Source organism: Maritalea sp. YIW29 (assembly GCF_057219265.1).
In genome coordinates this window covers 1,186,544-1,202,732 of sequence record NZ_JBXVVF010000002.1, presented here as the reverse complement: position 1 = coordinate 1,202,732, position 16,189 = coordinate 1,186,544, and the positions used below count along the sequence as shown (strand labels likewise).

The 16,189-nt window shown below is 51.0% G+C and carries 15 protein-coding genes; 7 read left to right on the top strand and 8 right to left on the bottom strand.

What is annotated here, in order from left to right:
• The first annotated feature begins 114 nt into the window (after positions 1–114).
• The 6 genes from ilvA to AC2D8L_RS15190 all read left to right on the top strand — a co-directional run bounded on the left by ilvA (position 115) and on the right by AC2D8L_RS15190 (position 7,794).
• Positions 115–1,371 carry a threonine ammonia-lyase IlvA gene (gene ilvA, locus AC2D8L_RS15215; protein ID WP_484686327.1) on the top strand — a complete coding sequence of 419 codons (1,257 nt, stop codon included), beginning with the start codon at positions 115–117 and terminating at the stop codon, positions 1,369–1,371.
• A 44-nt stretch (positions 1,372–1,415) separates the two neighbouring features.
• Positions 1,416–3,143 (top strand): ATP-binding protein, encoded by a 1,728-nt coding sequence (locus tag AC2D8L_RS15210; protein ID WP_484686326.1) that lies wholly within the window; start codon positions 1,416–1,418, stop codon positions 3,141–3,143.
• Positions 3,144–3,146: 3 nt separating this feature from the next.
• A complete protein-coding gene (locus tag AC2D8L_RS15205) occupies positions 3,147–4,496 on the top strand; it encodes a sigma-54-dependent transcriptional regulator (protein WP_484686325.1) in 1,350 nt (449 codons plus the stop codon).
• A gap of 139 nt (positions 4,497–4,635) precedes the next feature.
• Positions 4,636–5,637 (top strand): C4-dicarboxylate TRAP transporter substrate-binding protein, encoded by a 1,002-nt coding sequence (locus AC2D8L_RS15200; protein WP_484686324.1) that lies wholly within the window; start codon positions 4,636–4,638, stop codon positions 5,635–5,637.
• Positions 5,638–5,743: 106 nt separating this feature from the next.
• On the top strand, positions 5,744–6,391 hold the full coding sequence (locus AC2D8L_RS15195; protein WP_484686323.1) for a TRAP transporter small permease subunit: 648 nt from the start codon (positions 5,744–5,746) through the stop codon (positions 6,389–6,391).
• Entirely contained in the window at positions 6,388–7,794 is a 1,407-nt protein-coding gene (locus AC2D8L_RS15190) for a TRAP transporter large permease (RefSeq protein ID WP_484686322.1), read from the top strand. The genes AC2D8L_RS15195 and AC2D8L_RS15190 overlap by 4 nt, the downstream gene beginning before the upstream one ends.
• 45 nt (positions 7,795–7,839) lie before the next feature.
• On the opposite strand, the gene AC2D8L_RS15185 is transcribed toward AC2D8L_RS15190, so the two are convergent.
• Entirely contained in the window at positions 7,840–8,580 is a 741-nt protein-coding gene (locus tag AC2D8L_RS15185; RefSeq protein WP_484686321.1) for a helix-turn-helix transcriptional regulator, read from the bottom strand.
• A gap of 127 nt (positions 8,581–8,707) precedes the next feature.
• On the opposite strand from AC2D8L_RS15185, the gene AC2D8L_RS15180 reads away from it, so the two are divergent.
• Positions 8,708–10,744, top strand: a complete 2,037-nt coding sequence (locus AC2D8L_RS15180) for an autotransporter outer membrane beta-barrel domain-containing protein (RefSeq protein ID WP_484686320.1) — start codon at positions 8,708–8,710, stop codon at positions 10,742–10,744.
• Positions 10,745–10,792: 48 nt separating this feature from the next.
• Here the strand turns inward: AC2D8L_RS15180 and AC2D8L_RS15175 are convergent, their stop codons facing one another.
• From AC2D8L_RS15175 to AC2D8L_RS15145, 7 genes are all read right to left on the bottom strand, one after another.
• Positions 10,793–11,191: a RidA family protein gene (locus tag AC2D8L_RS15175; protein WP_484686319.1), complete on the bottom strand. Its 399-nt coding sequence runs from the start codon at positions 11,189–11,191 to the stop codon at positions 10,793–10,795.
• Entirely contained in the window at positions 11,191–11,607 is a 417-nt protein-coding gene (locus tag AC2D8L_RS15170) for an acyl-CoA thioesterase (RefSeq protein WP_484686318.1), read from the bottom strand. The genes AC2D8L_RS15175 and AC2D8L_RS15170 overlap by 1 nt, the downstream gene beginning before the upstream one ends.
• A 3-nt stretch (positions 11,608–11,610) precedes the next feature.
• Positions 11,611–12,300 carry an ABC transporter ATP-binding protein gene (locus tag AC2D8L_RS15165; RefSeq protein ID WP_484686317.1) on the bottom strand — a complete coding sequence of 230 codons (690 nt, stop codon included), beginning with the start codon at positions 12,298–12,300 and terminating at the stop codon, positions 11,611–11,613.
• A complete protein-coding gene (locus AC2D8L_RS15160; protein ID WP_484686316.1) occupies positions 12,297–13,046 on the bottom strand; it encodes an ABC transporter ATP-binding protein in 750 nt (249 codons plus the stop codon). The genes AC2D8L_RS15165 and AC2D8L_RS15160 overlap by 4 nt, the downstream gene beginning before the upstream one ends.
• Entirely contained in the window at positions 13,039–14,028 is a 990-nt protein-coding gene (locus AC2D8L_RS15155) for a branched-chain amino acid ABC transporter permease (protein WP_484686315.1), read from the bottom strand. The genes AC2D8L_RS15160 and AC2D8L_RS15155 overlap by 8 nt, the downstream gene beginning before the upstream one ends.
• The gene (locus AC2D8L_RS15150) at positions 14,021–14,941 is read right to left on the bottom strand and encodes a branched-chain amino acid ABC transporter permease (RefSeq protein ID WP_484686314.1); all 921 of its coding nucleotides are present in this window, start codon (positions 14,939–14,941) and stop codon (positions 14,021–14,023) included. The genes AC2D8L_RS15155 and AC2D8L_RS15150 overlap by 8 nt, the downstream gene beginning before the upstream one ends.
• Before the next feature lie 63 nt (positions 14,942–15,004).
• On the bottom strand, positions 15,005–16,150 hold the full coding sequence (locus tag AC2D8L_RS15145) for an ABC transporter substrate-binding protein (protein ID WP_484686313.1): 1,146 nt from the start codon (positions 16,148–16,150) through the stop codon (positions 15,005–15,007).
• Positions 16,151–16,189: the final 39 nt, after the last annotated feature.

The window sequence follows — 16,189 nt, the reverse complement described above, 5'->3', positions numbered from 1 at the left end:
GTCGATGCACAATTGGTCGTACGACCAATTGCAGTCCACGGAATTTGTCATGCATAGAATTCGCGTATAGTGGTAATATTCGTTCACCAATATTCCTGGCATAAAGAGGCAATAGTGACCAAATTCACCACGCAGGTGGCTGCCGCACAAAACAACATGGCGCAAATAATCCACGCGACCCCATGCCAAAAAAACACATACCTGTCGCAAAAATTTGCTGCCAACATTCACCTGAAACGTGAAGACCTTACCCCGGTGCGATCCTACAAGTTGCGCGGTGCCTACAACTTCATTTCAAAGGCAATCGGAGCCGACGATGAGTTGAGCAGAAATTTCGTTTGCGCCTCTGCGGGAAATCACGCGCAAGGATTTGCATATTGCTGCGCCCATTTTGGTGCACGCGGCACCATATTCATGCCGGTTACAACGCCTCAGCAAAAAATCGATAAGACACGTGCTTTTGGTGGCGCAAATGTTGAAATCGTTTTGGTCGGCGATATTTTTGATCAATGCTACACCGCAGCTCTCGACTTCGCGGCGCAAAACAACGCCCTCATGGTGCCGCCCTTCGACCATGCAGATATTGTTGAAGGCCAAGCCACAATTGCTCACGAACTCACGTCCCAACTTTCCGGCGAAAACATCGATCTTATCATCATGCCCGTAGGCGGTGGAGGGCTCGCCGCTGGTGTCTCGAAATACCTTTCAGAAACATCTCCAGACACACAGATTTTGCTGGTCGAGCCAGAAGGTGCACCAAGTTTAAAGTCTAGCCTAAAAGACAAGCGGCGGATCAAACTGGACCAAATCGACAATTTTGTTGATGGCGCAGCCGTGGCACAAGTGGGCGCACTCAACTTTGAAATGTTGAAGCATTTGCCAGAGGACATCGTGCACTTGGTGCCCGAAAATCGGTTGTGTGCTACCATGATCGAAATGCTCAATATCGAGGGCATGGTGCTCGAGCCTGCTGGCGCATTATCCATCGACGTACTTTCCTCACTACCTGCCGAAATGCTTGCTGGCAAAAACGTCGTCTGCGTCACATCGGGCGGCAATTTTGACTTTGAAAGGCTGCCCGAAGTCAAAGAAAAGGCGCTGAAATATTCAGGGTTGAAGAAATATTTCATTCTGCGCATGCCCCAACGCCCCGGGGCCCTAAAAGACTTTTTGAACATGCTGGGCCCAGACGATGATATCGCGCGGTTTGAGTACCTCAAAAAATCTGCCCGAAACTTTGGTACCGTGCTGATGGGCATTGAAACCAAGGACGCCAAGAACTTTGACGCATTGAAGGAAAAATTGGTGGAAGGTGACTTCGGTTTTCAGGACATTACCGACAACGAACTCCTGTCGAGTTTGATCATCTAAACTTCCAAAATTGACAATTTTGACCAGAGGCGCTTGTTTAGGCAATGGCACAGAACACCCAGGCTTTCACAAAATCAGCTAAGTTGATCACCTACGCGATTGGGTTGGCCGCACTCGTCCTGATCGGGTTTTTGTCACTATTTTTTGCCTCTCTTTCCGTCTTCAAAACAGTTGAATTGGAACGCGCCGAAGGTCGAGCAAAACTCTATCATTCAACCCTCGTCAGCGCCTTGGAACGGTTAGAACATTTGCCTTTTATTGTCGCGCAAGACCCCGCAATTGTTCGCGCCCTATCGGGTGGCGGTCTAGAAAATGTAAATTCCAGACTAGAAGATTTCGCCAAGCGTTCCAAAGCCGAAGCGATCTATGTGATGGACCCAAACGGGTGGACCATCGCAGCCTCTAACTATGCTCAAGAAGTCAATTTCCTAGGTAAGAACTACGGCTTTAGGCCCTATTTCAAAGACGCCATGTCAGGCAGGCGCGGCGAGTTTTTTGCCATCGGTGCCACGACATTCACGCCCGGTTTCTTTGTCAGCGACACAGTTCGCGACCAAGCGGGCGAGCCAATCGGCGTCGTGGCACTGAAGGTTGCGCTGAGCGAACTCACCGGCGCTTGGGCCGCTTCGGGCGACGACATCCTTGTGACCAACAAATCGGGCATCACCGTTTTTGCGACATCTGACGAATGGCGATATCGAGCGACGTCGCTTTTGAGCGAAACGCAGATGCTAGAAATTAACAACATGCAGCAATTTGGCAAACAGGAACTCTCCCCCCTTGATTGGCAACTTGGTACCGACAACGAAGTGCAATTGAACGGCACGAACTACCTCTATTCAAACGTAGATGTTGAACGACGCGGTTGGACACTATGGTACATCAAATCCACATCGGGCATTTTTGAGCGCACATGGTTCGTCATTATTTTGGCCACCATTGTTGTCGCCATTATGGGCATTGCCTTCGTCACCATTCGATCCAATCAACTGCGCCGCGCCCTCAGCGCGTCCCACGAGGACCGGCAAAAGCTGAGGGTAGAAATTGAAGAACGCAAAGCGACAGAAATTCGATTGGAGCAAACTCAAAGCGAACTCGCGCGCACGAGCAAACTTGCTGCGCTCGGGCAACTCGCTGCGTCCGTTACCCACGAACTTGGCCAACCGATTTCCGCCATGCGAAACTACCTGGCTGCAGAGCAAATCGCCAATGGCCACAAGCCCGGCGGGCTGATCGATCACCTAACTGGTGTGGTAAAACGAATGGAAAACATCACCAAGGAACTGAAGTTCTTCTCCCTTCCCGGCGACGCGAGAACTGAGCAGGTTTCTGTCAAGGAGATCATTGATGGGGCATTGGAACTGACCCAACACGATCTGACTTCGCAAAACATCAATGTAGACCTCTCCATTGCCCCGAACTTGACCTCCATTGAGGGCAATCGGCAACGGCTTGAACAGGTGCTGGTGAACCTTATTCGCAACGCACTCGCAGCTATGAAAGACAGCTCAAAAAAAGAACTCAGAATTGCGGCAATTGCCGACCACGAGAACCTACAAATCAATGTGCAGGACACCGGCCATGGGCTGAACGGCCAAACGATTGAGCAATTGCAGGAACCGTTTCATACCAACAAGCCTTCTGGCGAAGGCATGGGGTTGGGGCTTGCCATTTCCGCCGCCATTGTGCGAGAGCATCGCGGAAGCTTGCGCGCAATCGACCATGAAACCGGAGCGGATTTCATTATTGAGATCCCGCTAATCAAGGACTAGAAATTGGCAAATCCATCAAAAAACTCTGGTCACCGCGTGATTGTCATCGACGACGACAAAGAGATGCGGCGTTCGCTGGTTCATCTCTTGGAAGCGGCAGGTTGGGAAGTTGAAGCCTTGGCTGATACAGGTCAAATCGAAGAAAAGGTCACCGCCTTTTTGCCCGATGTCATCCTTTCAGATGTCCGCATGCCCAAAAGCTCCGGCTTGGACCTTTTGAGCGAAAAATCAAATGTCGCGCAATTGCCCATCGTTTTGATTTCCGCCCACGGCGACATTCCAACAGCGGTGCAAGCCATGCGCGACGGGGCCTATAGTTTTTTGGAAAAGCCGTTCGATCCACAACGTCTTTTGTCCGTCCTGCGCAATGCGGCTGAAAAGAACCGCCTGTCAAAAGACGCCGAGCGCCTACGCAAGCAATTGGCAACCCTGTCCGGCTTGGATCGGGTCCTATTGGGCAAGTCCGAAATGCTGCAATCGGTGCGTGAAAGTGTTTTAGACTTCAGCTCCGCCCACGCCGCCGCACTCATTCTTGGCGAAACCGGTACCGGCAAAGAACTGGTCGCCCGCGCCCTGCACAATCTATCTGACCGGGCGAACGGTCCCTTTCTCGCCATCAACTGCGCGACGATTGAAGCGGATGGTTTTGAAAAGAGGGTTTTTGGCGAAGCAGGACATTCACAAGGCTTGTTCCGTCAGGCTGAGGGGGGAACATTGTTCCTCGACGAAATCGGCACCTGCACAATGGACGTTCAAGCAAAACTGTTGCGCGCAATTGAATTGCGCGAGATCTTGCCGGTTGGAGCCGACAAACCAATCACTGTCAATGTACGCATCGTCTCCGCATCCAACGAACCTCTAGACCAAGCCATTAATGATGGCCGCTTCCGGTCGGACCTTTATTTTCGGCTCAACAATGTGGTGATCGACTTGCCGACACTGCGTTCACGCAAAGACGATATTCCACTGCTTTTCGAACATTTCCTGCAAAATTACGCGGAGCTTTACGAAACCCAAGTGCCGGACGTGACAACAGAAGATATGGCCATCCTCATCGCCCACGAATGGCCGGGCAATGTGCGCGAACTGCGCAATGTAGCCGAGCGGCTGGTGTTGGCCTCGCGACGTGGTGCAGGTTCCGTTTCAGAAGCACTTCGCGTTCAAAATGACATGGGCGATGTACCCGAAACCTTGCGCGAAGCGGTTGCTGCACTTGAACGCTCTCTAATCGCGAAGGCGATCCGCAACCATAAAGGAAAAATGGACGCGGTGGCAGAAGCGCTCGGCATTGGTCGTCGAACGCTCAACGAGAAAATCGTCAAACTCAACCTCAACAAATCTGACCTTTTGTAACGAATATTACCCTGCGGATTTCCGCAAGGCACTGTACAATGCCTTGCGCATTTTTCCTCATAGGCAAACTGTGGCAACCCATTAGGATGCTCTCAACAAGGTCAATTGACCGCGTTGAAGATTCTTTTGGGAGGACACTATGAATAAGTTTGTAAAGGTAGCCATTGCGGCTGGCCTAACGTTTGGTTTTGGCGCTGAGGCCATGGCCGTAGAATGGAACGTTTCTGTTTGGGGCAAGCGTCGTGCATTTACAGAGCACGTTGAAAAGCTGGCCGAATTGGTTTCAGCCAAAACCGGTGGCGACTTCACGCTAAACCTATCTTATGGCGGTCTTTCTAAAAACCGCGAGAACCTTGATGGTATTTCAATCGGCGCGTTTGAAATGGCGCAGTTCTGTGCGGGCTATCACGCTGACAAAAACCCATCAATCACTGTTCTTGAATTGCCATTCCTTGGCGTAGGTTCTTTAGAACAGGAAATTGCAGTTTCGCTGGCCGTTTACAATCATCCAGCAGTTCAAAAAGACCTTGGCCGTTGGAACGCAACATTGTTGATGCCATCTCCTTTGCCACAATATAACTTTGTGGGTGTAGGCGATGCGCCACGCACGGTTGCCGACTTTGCTGGCATGACGGTGCGGGCGACGGGCGGCATTGGCCGTGCAATGGAATCTGTTAGTGCAGTTCCAAACTCAATGTCAGCAACTGAAGTACGCCAAGCGCTAGATTCTGGCGTTGTGAAAGCCGTTTCATTCGCGCCTCACGCACACATGTCATTCGGCACAATCGAAAGCGGCAAATGGTGGACAACAAACCTAAACCCGGGCACCGTTAACTGCCCAGTTGTTGCCAACACTGACGCGCTAAACAGCCTTTCAGATGACCATAAAGCAGCTCTAATGAGCTCAATTCCTGAAGCTTTGGGTCATTATGTCGCCAACTATAATGGCGCAACAATGGATGCTTGGGGTCCAGCACTTGACGAGCGCGGCATTGAGCGCGTGACCTATTCAGACGAAGAGCTCGCCGCTTTCCGTTCTGCTGCTGGTGGCATTGCTAAGTCATGGGTGGAAGACAATTCTGCAAAAGGTCTTCCTGCTCAAGAATTGCTAGACTTGGTGCTTTCAACACTCGCCAACTAAGCAACTGAAGTAATTTCACCCGGCCGCGCCAATTGAAAAGCGTGACGCCGGGTGATTTTTATCTAATCTAATTTGGAACGCACGTTTCAATTTGGGGGGAAACAAAATGGCAGGTGCTTCATCTGTTCTAACTGACGATAGCTGGCTTTCGCGCTTTGATCGCGGGCTGTTCAAACTTGAGGGTGTCCTCGCATTCATGGGCGGCCTTGCCGTCTTTTCACTCATGTTAATGGCCGTTTTTTCGGTAGGTGGTCGAAACTTCTTCAACCGCCCATTGCCAGGGTATGTCGACTGGATCGAACAAGCCATGCCGCTCATCGCCTTTATTGGCGTCGCCTACACCCAACGTGTTGGCGGCCACATTCGCATGGACATTTTGGTCGGTAGACTGAAAGGCCGAGCATTATGGTCGGCTGAGTTTATCTCAACCTTCGTCATGCTTATTCTCATGCTCCTCCTGATGTGGGGTTCTTGGGCTCACTTTGCCCGCTCGTTTGACTTTGCAGCCCCCTTGTGGAGCCGTGATAGTTCCATGGATATCGGCATTCCGCTTTGGCCAGCCAAATTGCTCGCCCCCGTTGCGTTCTTCGTGCTTTCAATTCGCCTAACGTTACAGCTTTGGGGCTATGGCCGTGCCCTGCGCACCGGCACGCTAGAGCCCGTTGCCGTGCCGCTGATCGAAGATGCCGCAACCCAAGCCGCAAACGAAGCAAAACATGTTTCCGGCTTTGACAACGAGGAGGAAGTCAAATGAGTTCGATTGATATTGGCCTCGTTGTCACCGGCCTGCTTCTCATCATGGTCTTAATTGGCGTCCGCGTTGCTTTTGCCGCAGCACTCGCTGGACTTACAGGCCTCATTTGGATTTTCTGGTCCAAAAAAGGGTATGACCCCAACCAGTTCTTTTGGGCCATCGAAGTCGCCACTAAAACCGCAGGCCAAGTGCCCCATTCAAAAGTGTCGTCACAAGCCCTGTCACTCATCCCAACTTTTATCCTCATTGGCTATCTCGCCTATTATGCGGGCCTAACCAAGGCGCTGTTTGAAGCGGCAAAAAGATGGGTCGGTTGGTTACCCGGCGGCATGGGCGTGGCCACTGTTTTCGCTACCGCTGGCTTTGCCGCCGTGTCTGGTGCGTCAGTTGCCACATCTGCCGTTTTCGCCCGGATCGCGATCCCCGAAATGCTGAAAATCGGTTACGACAAACGCTTTGCCGCGGGTGTTGTTGCCGCAGGCGGCACCTTGGCATCACTCATTCCCCCGTCCGCAATTTTGGTGATTTACGCCATTATTGTGGAGCAAGATGTGGGTGCCTTGTTGCTGGCCGGGTTCCTACCCGGTGCCGTTTCTGCACTTATCTATGGCGGTCTGGTTGTCTTGATGGCAACCTTCAACAAAAATCTCGGCCCACCGGTACGTGGCTATTCTTGGGGCGAGCGGTTCAAGTCTTTGCCACCTGCATTTCCGATTTTCTTTGTTGTGATCATCATCATCTGCTTCATCTACAACCCGTTCGGTGGAGACGCATGGGGCACACCAACTGAAGGCGGTGCCATCGGCGCATTTGTTATCTTTGTGATGGCTCTAATCCACGGCATGCGTTGGCCACAGTTTAAAGACGCGTTGATGGAAACCGGCAAATTGGCGGTGATGATTTTTACCATCATTTGGGGCGTTTTGATCTTTGTTCGCTTCTTGGGTTTTGCAGATCTGCCCGGTGCTTTTTCCGATTGGATTGTAACGCTTGAGCAAAATCCAATGATCACCCTCATCTGCATTCTATTGGCATATGCAGTGCTGGGCATGTTCATGGACGCAATCGGCATGTTGCTATTGACTTTACCCGTCGTATTCCCTGCGGTCATGGCCCTAAATGGGGGCATGGACGTCACCGCGGCGGACAGTGCTTTTGGCATGAGCGGCTGGGGTTGCGCCATCTGGTTCGGCATCATTGTGGTCAAAATGGCCGAACTCTGTTTGATCACCCCACCCATCGGCCTCAACTGCTTTGTTGTTGCCGGGGTGCGCTCGGACATTTCCGTTCAAGACGTTTTCCGCGGTGCATCACCATTCTTCGTGGCCGATGCAATAACCATCGCAGTACTGATTGCCTTCCCAGGTATCGTCCTGTGGTTGCCAAGCCTATTGTTGGGATAAGACAACATAAGAACTCTGGGCGCGGCGGGAGCTGCGCCCTCCCCTCTATCGCGTAATCAACGCATAGAATTCTCGAAGCAGGTTTTGCTGACTGCTAACCTGACATTTAGACAATATGTTGCGGACGTGCCAACGCACGGTACCATAGCTCCGGTCAGTTCGATTTGCAATTTCACGCAATGATTGCCCAGAAAGCATCTCAGCCAACACATCCAATTCTGCCGAAGTTAGTTCGTACTTTTCCCCAAAAGAATCTAATGCCGCTGTATGGCTATCAATTATCGGCTCTGGCTCTTTTACGAGCGCCAATAGATGCCGCATAAACAGCGCCAGTCTTTGCTTTTCGATCTCACTGAAATCCTCGCCATTTTCTGGCCGCCACAAAGTCAGCGACAGGACTTTTCCGTCCGGCATCAACGCTGGAACGATCATCAGATAGAAAACCTCATGCCGTTTCATGAAGTCATAATAAGCACCAAGGTTTCGGACTTTCTCATCGGAAAGGAAATCGGTGCGGCGGTTCGGTTCCAGCGGTGGCAGGCTATCTTCCTCGATCGGCATAGGGCCAAGCAAACGCATTTCGTTGAATTCGCTTAAGCAATCAGGGTCATTTGTCGAGATAACATCTACAGCGTTTTCGGGGTTTTCAGCGCGTACTTTCTTCTCACGATACAAAGCAAAACTTGCACCAAAGATTTGGCTGAATGCGGTTGCGAAACCAACCCAATCCTGGTTACCGCTCAGGTGCGCTTCCGCACAGTCGTAAAGCTTCTCTAACTCAATCATCAACAACTACCCATTTGCACACAGAGCAATCCTACAAAATTGATCCGAACACGCCCCCCAAATGGCAGGCGCGACCCACCTACATTTTGGCTATGACGAAGATACATAATTCAGTATCGAGGGCGCAATGTACTTTAAGTTTCACTTTTCGCAAAAATCTGACCTCAGCAAAGTCAGAAACGCACTAACATTAGGCGTATCAGTTTTTAGCATATTGGTTGCGTCCTCTGCCTCTGCACAGAGCATTACGGTGAAAAATGGTGAGACATTGAACGCTGGTGTCACAGCAGCAAATGTGGGTGACAAGGTTGTTATTGAGGCAGGCGGCGCGATCAATTCGACAGTGGCCGCAACCTCCGCGGTTTCGCTGACAAACAATGACTCCTCGGTCGACAACGCGGGTACGCTCGCGAGCAATGCAATCAATGCGAATGGTATCTCTTCCACAGGGGCCAATAACAAAGTAACAAACTCGGGCTCGATTAAGACGACAGGTATCGGCAGTCGTGGTGTCGGCATGAGCGGCACTGGGGCAGACGCTCACGTAACTTCTACCGGCAAGATCACCGTGATAGGCGACAACAGCGAAGCATTTAGCGCAAGTGGAACTGGCAGCGCCCTAAGAAACGACGGCGCAATCATTACTAGCAGCACGAACACAAACGCGATGGTTGCGACCGGCGACAAGTCCATACTAACTAACAACGGCACCATTTCAGTGAACGGCAATGCTAATACTGCCATTGTGCTGACAGCCCTAGACTCGAAAATTGCCAACAGTGGCTTTCTTAACGTTTTGGGCGTTGGTGCTAGCGGTATTGTGGCAAATGGCAATAACAACGAAGTGATGAACACTGGCACCATCAATGCACAATCGGCAGGGCGAACAGGCATCTCGATTACAGGACTGGACACCACCCTCGTCAACCGCGGCAAGATACTTGCAGGGGCAGACGATGCTATCGAATTTGCAGGTGGGGCAGCTAACAACACCTTGACCCTTGGCGTCGGCACGTTGATCAGAGGCAATATAAAACTCAATGGCGGCACCGACACGTTGAACGTAGAGAACGGGATCTCAATCCACTACACGTTCGACAAAAAGCCAGAAACCATCAATTCAAACGGCTCACCCGTTGTGGTTCAGGGCACGACAGTCGATGTGCTGGACACAACCGGACTTGCCAATGTGGACAATAGTATCGACAGCTTGATCAGTGGGACATTTGATATTTTGACTTCTCGCCGCTCTGTCACTAGCGCACAGCCCGCAGCCGCACTCGGTTACGCACCGACAAAACAAAGTGATTGGCCTGAGGGGGCCGATTGGCAACAGCCAGCAGTACAAAACACTGTCTGGGCAGATGGCTTTGCTGGTTTGCAGCTAAACAGGGCATCAGGTTCATCAGCTGACGCGCTCAATATATTTGGCGGCACGACAATCGGTCTTGACACGCAGGCAAATGCTGATTGGTTGCTGGGTGGCTTTGTTGGCTTCGGCACCAACAGATTGACCACAGCTGGCGACGGCCAAACTGTTGATACAATGACACAAATGCTCGGCCTTTATGCCGATTACAACGATGTGATGAATTTCGCAATGTCTGGTGGTGCTATCCAACACTCAAGCAGCCGCACTGTCTTAAACAACGTTATCGACGGCGGCATCGAAACAGCGAAAGCCAACTATAGTGGCTATTTTGTTGCGCCAGAAGTCATCCTTCACACGCCCGAATTCTCGCTGTCAGGCATGAAGGCCCGTACAAGTTTTAGAGGCCGCTATACATTCCAACATACGGATGGTTACACCGAAACTGATAGTGAAGCTGCACTGACAGTTGGCGCCCGCAACACCCATACAATAGATGCACGCGCTCAATTGGCGGTGGATGTAGTGGAAAAAGAGCGAACCAAAGCAACCCTTACAACCGGTGTTGATGGACGGTTCGTTTGGGGCGCGAACGCTATCAACGCAACTATGCTTGGCGAAAATTTGTCGTTTGACCCAGGTGGCGCAACCAGCTCTGTTTCGGCATTCGCGAAGTTAAACCTACATCATCAGATATCGAACAATGCTCACTTGTTTGTGGGTGCACAAATAAGCGCAGGCACGGCTCACGCATTCAACATAAACGCAAATGTTGGCCTTAAATCTGAATTCTAAACACATGGGTGGCGGCAAAAACCGCCCTCACTGACCAACGAACAGGGCTCAGCTCGGCAAAACAGCTGTCGCCTCAATCTCAATCTTGGCTTGGTCTTCAATCAAATCAGCAACCACAACCATTGTCATTGCTGGAAAGTTATAGCCCATAACTTCTCGATAGGCCGCGCCAACTTCCGCTTGCTTCGCGACATATTCTTTCTTGTCGACCACAAACCATGTCATGCGAACAATGTCCTTGGGCTCGCCCCCCGCTTTTGCCACCACATCTACAATGTTGCGCAGGGCTTGCTTCATCTGGCCAATAAACTCATCGGTCTCAAAAACCTGATCGCCGTTCCAGCCGATCTGCCCGCCAACATATATTGTGCGACCCTCAGCAACCACGCCGTTTGCATAACCTTTGGCCGGTTTCCAACCTTCAGGGTGTAGAATAATGTTCGCCATCACTGATCTTCCATAAACTGTGTAATATTTGCGCGGGCATTTGCTGGCCACGGCGACGATTTGCCTGTCTGGGCATCAATATGCACAAGGGTGGTTGACGCACTCATGCGCTTCTCACTGTCTGTATTTGCTTCAATTTCAAACGAAACGCTTGAGTTGCCCAATTTGCTCACCACCAAATGCCAATGCAGCAAATCGCCCAGTCGGCTTGGTGCGTAAAACCGTGCTTCGATTGCAGCAGTCGGCACGCCGCTGTTCGCACTGTTGAACATTTCAACATACGAATAGTCAGCCACCTGCTCGAACCAATTTTCAATTGTGGCATTCACCATTTCAAAATAGCGCGGATAAAAGACGATTTGCGCCGGGTCACAATGCTGAAACATCACACGCTGATCAAATATGTATGTTGCCATGCCTTAGACCCCCAAATACCGATCCGCCAGCTCATCCGTCAGTTCGTCCGGTGTGCCCGTCCAGGCCGTACGACCGCGTTCCAAGATCACGCATTTGTCCGCCAATGGCAGCAATTCGGAAAGGGTTTTGTCAACGATCAAAATCGATTGCCCAGCAGCCTTCAGTGTTTTGACCGCCCCCCAAATCTCGGTGCGAATAACCGGGGCCAGGCCTTCCGTCGCTTCATCCAAAACCAGCAACTTGGGATTGGTCATCAATGCACGGCCCACGGCCAACATTTGTTGTTCACCACCTGAAAGCGTATTGGCGAGTTGGACGTGGCGCTCCTCCAATCGAGGAAACAACTCATAGACCTTTTCTAGTGTCCAGACATCACCACGAGCCGCAGCTACCAAGTTTTCTTCAACGGTCAGGTTCGGGAAACAACGACGCCCCTCAGGCACCAAGCCAACACCCAATTGCGCCACCTTGTGAGATGGTAGGTTGGCAATATCTCGCCCTGCAAAAAAGATGTCCCCTCTCTTTTGCCGCGACATCCGACATAGGGTGCGAATGGTTGTGGTTTTGCCCATACCATTGCGCCCCATAAGCGCAACAACTTCCCCCTCGCCCATTTCTAAATCAACGCCGAACAAAGCCTGAGACGGACCATAATAGGTTTCGATATTTTCGATCTTCAGCAAACGGGTCATACGGTTTCTCCCAAATAGGCTTCCCGCACCGCTGGGTCGTTGCGAATTTCATCTACCGAACCGCTAGCCACAATACGCCCGTAAACCAAAACGGAAATGCGGTCCGCCAATGCAAACACCGCGTCCATATCGTGCTCAATCAGCAAAATTGGCGCTTGATGTCGCAACTGATCGAGGAACGCAATCAACCGTTTGCTGCCCTCCGGCCCCATGCCTGCCATTGGTTCATCCAGCAAAAACGCCTTCGGCTCCAAAGCAAGCGCCAGTGCGATTTCCAGCTGCCGTCGTTCCCCGTGGGACAATTCAGCAGCGCTTACATTTGCGCGGGCATCCAATTCAACTTGGGTCAATATGTCCATGGCCCGCTCGACCAGAACCTTGTCTTTTCGAACGCTTTTGAAAAAACGATAGCTGGTGCCCGCATTGGCTTGCACCGCCAACATGACATTGCGCAGCGCTGAGAACTCCAAAATCACCGAGGAGATTTGGAACGTTCTGCCAAGTCCCAATTGTGCCCGTTCAGCGACATCCAATCCGGCCAAATCTTGACCGCAGAACTTCACTGTCCCGCTGTCCGACGAAATGCCGCCGCAAATCTGCTTGATCAGCGTTGATTTGCCCGCCCCGTTAGGCCCAATCAGCGCATGAATTTCACCTTCATTTAACGTCAGCGAAACACCGTCCGTCGCTTTCAGTGCACCAAAATTCTTATTGAGATTATTGATTTCCAGAACCGGACTAGTCATGGCGTGCCCTCCCAGCGATCAGGCCGATAATGCCACCCCGTGCAAACAGCACAACACCCAGCAACACCAATCCTAAGAAGAACTGCCAATGCTCCGTCATCCCGCCAAAGATAAATTCAAACAGGATAAAGATGATTGCCCCTGCGAGTGGTCCATAAAGACGTCCAACGCCACCAAGGATCACCAATATCATAATTTCGCCCGACATGTGCCAAGACAACATTGAAGGGGAAACAAAGCGGTTAAGGTCAGCAAACAGCGCACCCGCCAAGCCTGTCATCATGCCCGAAATCACAAATGCGGTGAGCTTGATGTTAAACGGCTTCACCCCAACAGCGCACAACCGCTCTTCATTCTGACGTGCGGATTGGAGTGCCGCCCCAAACCGGGAATTCTTCAAAACAGCGGAAAGCCAAATGCCGCCCAAAAGCAAACCGAGACAGATGAAATAAAAGCTTTGCGGATCCAGCGTATTCGCACCCGGAAACGCGTTTCTGACATAGATAGAAAGGCCATCTTCTCCGCCGTATGCAGGCCACGAAATGGCGAAATAATATATCATCTGCGCAAACGCGAGGGTGATCATAATGAAATAAACGCCAGACGTTCGAAGGCTTAAAAGCCCGATCAGATAAGCCGCCAAGCCTGAGAATACGATCGCCACGAACCAAATGATCAACATCTGGTTTGTGCCCTCAAGCAAAAACGGACTTGCCATAAGGGGGGTATAGTTCAATGCATGGCTGGCCAAAATCCCAGCCGCATATCCGCCAATGCCAAAGAAGGCAGCATGCCCGAATGATATTAGTCCGCCGGTCCCCAGCGCGAAGTTCAAGCCAACCGCAGCCAGCCCCAAAATGGCAACCCGCGTCGCTAACGTAATGTAAAAAGGTTCATCAATGGCCATGGCGATAAAGGGGAAAATCAGCATCCCAATTGTCAGCGCAATATTGACCAGCATTTCACGAGAGAGATTAGCCATTTTTTGACACCAATCCCTCAGGTTTAAAGATCAAGACAATCGCCATCAGCACATAAATCAACATGGAGGATAGCGACGAGCCAACCGAACTTGCCGCACTTGGTTCCATGAACAAACCAAACAAAGACGGTAGCGATATGCGCCCAATTGTATCGACAACGCCGACCAATATGGACGCGATCAACGCCCCCTTAATCGACCCGATGCCACCGATAACAATGACCACGAACGCCAGAATGAGAACCGGTTCGCCCATGCCCACTTGCACCGATTGCAGGGCACCAACAAGTGCGCCTGCAAAGCCAGCAAGTCCCGCACCCAGCGCAAAAACGATTGTGTAAAGTGTGCGAATGTCAACGCCGAGCGCGGCAATCATTTCGCGATCCGATTCACCTGCCCGAATGCGAATACCAAGCCGCGTCTTTGCAATCAGCAGATAAAGACCTAACGCGACCAACCCACCCACGACGATAATTGAAAGGCGATAAATTGGGTAAGGCAAACCCCCAGGCAACATCACAGGCCCCGCCAAAATTGCTGGCACGTCTAAGAACAAAGGGAACGAACCAAATAAGAAACGGGTTCCCTCAGAAAAAATAAGGATCAGGGCAAATGTCGCCAACACTTGATCAAGATGATCTCGATCGTAGAGCCGACGGATAATCGTCATTTCAATGATCGCGCCGGCAAATGCGGCAGCGACGATTGAAGCGATCAAACCAAGCCAAAACGACCCGGTTGCAGCCGCGACAGCAGCGCAAGCGAAAGCGCCGACCATATATAGCGAACCATGGGCAAGATTGATCAGGCCCATCACGCCGAACACGAGGGTTAACCCGGCAGCCATCAAAAACAGCGTTACACCAAATTGCAACCCGTTCAGCAGTTGTTCAAAAAACAGCACACTTGTCATGAAAGTTTCTTTTCGGCTTTCAAAATGGGTGTGTGCGGAGCGCAATGCCCCGCACAACCAAAATTACATGCTGCACTCAGCGGCATAGGCGTCTTGGTGGTTGCTTAGGCCAACACCAAGGATCTTGTTGGTCAAAACATCACCTTCTTTGATCACTTCACGAACATAAATGTTCTGAATTGGGTGATGGTTGTTGCCAAATCTAAATTCGCCCCGAACGGAGTCGAACTCAGCAACTTTCAATGCTGCGCGGAACGCATCTTGGTCGTTCACATCAGCGCCTTCTAGCGCAGACAGGATAAGATTTGCTGTGTCAAAACCCTGACTTGCATAAAGCGATGGCAAACGGCCATATTCTTCTTGGAAGCTGGCCACAAACGCATTGTTTGTTGGATTGTCGATGTCTTTCGACCATTGCGATGAATTGCGCACACCAAGTGCAGCTTCTCCGACAGCACCAAGAATACCTTGGTCAAACGAGAATGCTGGGCCAAGCACCGGAATATCAACGCCGGAAGCCGCATATTGCTTCATAAACGCAATGCCCATGCCACCTGGCAGGAAGAAGAACACGCTGTCCGCACCGGAAGCGCGAATTTGTGCGATTTCTGCCGCATAGTCTGTTGCACCCAATTTGGTATAAACTTCACCAGACAACTCGCCTTCATAAAAGCGCTTATAGCCTGTTAGAGCGTCTTTACCCGCTGGGTAATTTGGCGCGAGAATATAGCTGTTTTTGTAGCCTTCAAAATTGGCATAAGCGCCCATCGCTTCATGCAAATTATCATTTTGCCAAGCGACGTTGAAATAGTTCGGGTGACAGCCTTTCCCCGCCAAAGGAGATGGACCAGCATTCGGTGAAAGATAGAATTTACCTTGCGCTGTCGCAGACGGCACAACGGCCATCGCCAAGTTCGACCAAATGATGCCGGTCAAAATATCGACCTTTTCACTTTGGATCATTTTGTCTGCAATTTGCACTGCCAATTCAGGCTTGCGCGCATCATCTTCAATTACCACTTCAACGTCTTTATTGTCAGACTGGTTGATCGCCAACATAAAGCCATCGCGCACATCAATGCCAAGGCCGGAACCGCCGCCAGAAAGCGTCGTAATCATGCCAATTTTCGCACCGCCTGCATATGCCATGCTTGTCGCTGCTAGCGACAAAGCAAGCATGCTTGCGGTCAAAGTTTTCAAGTGTTTCATATTTTCCTCCCGTTAGAATTGCCCAAAAGAGCAACATTA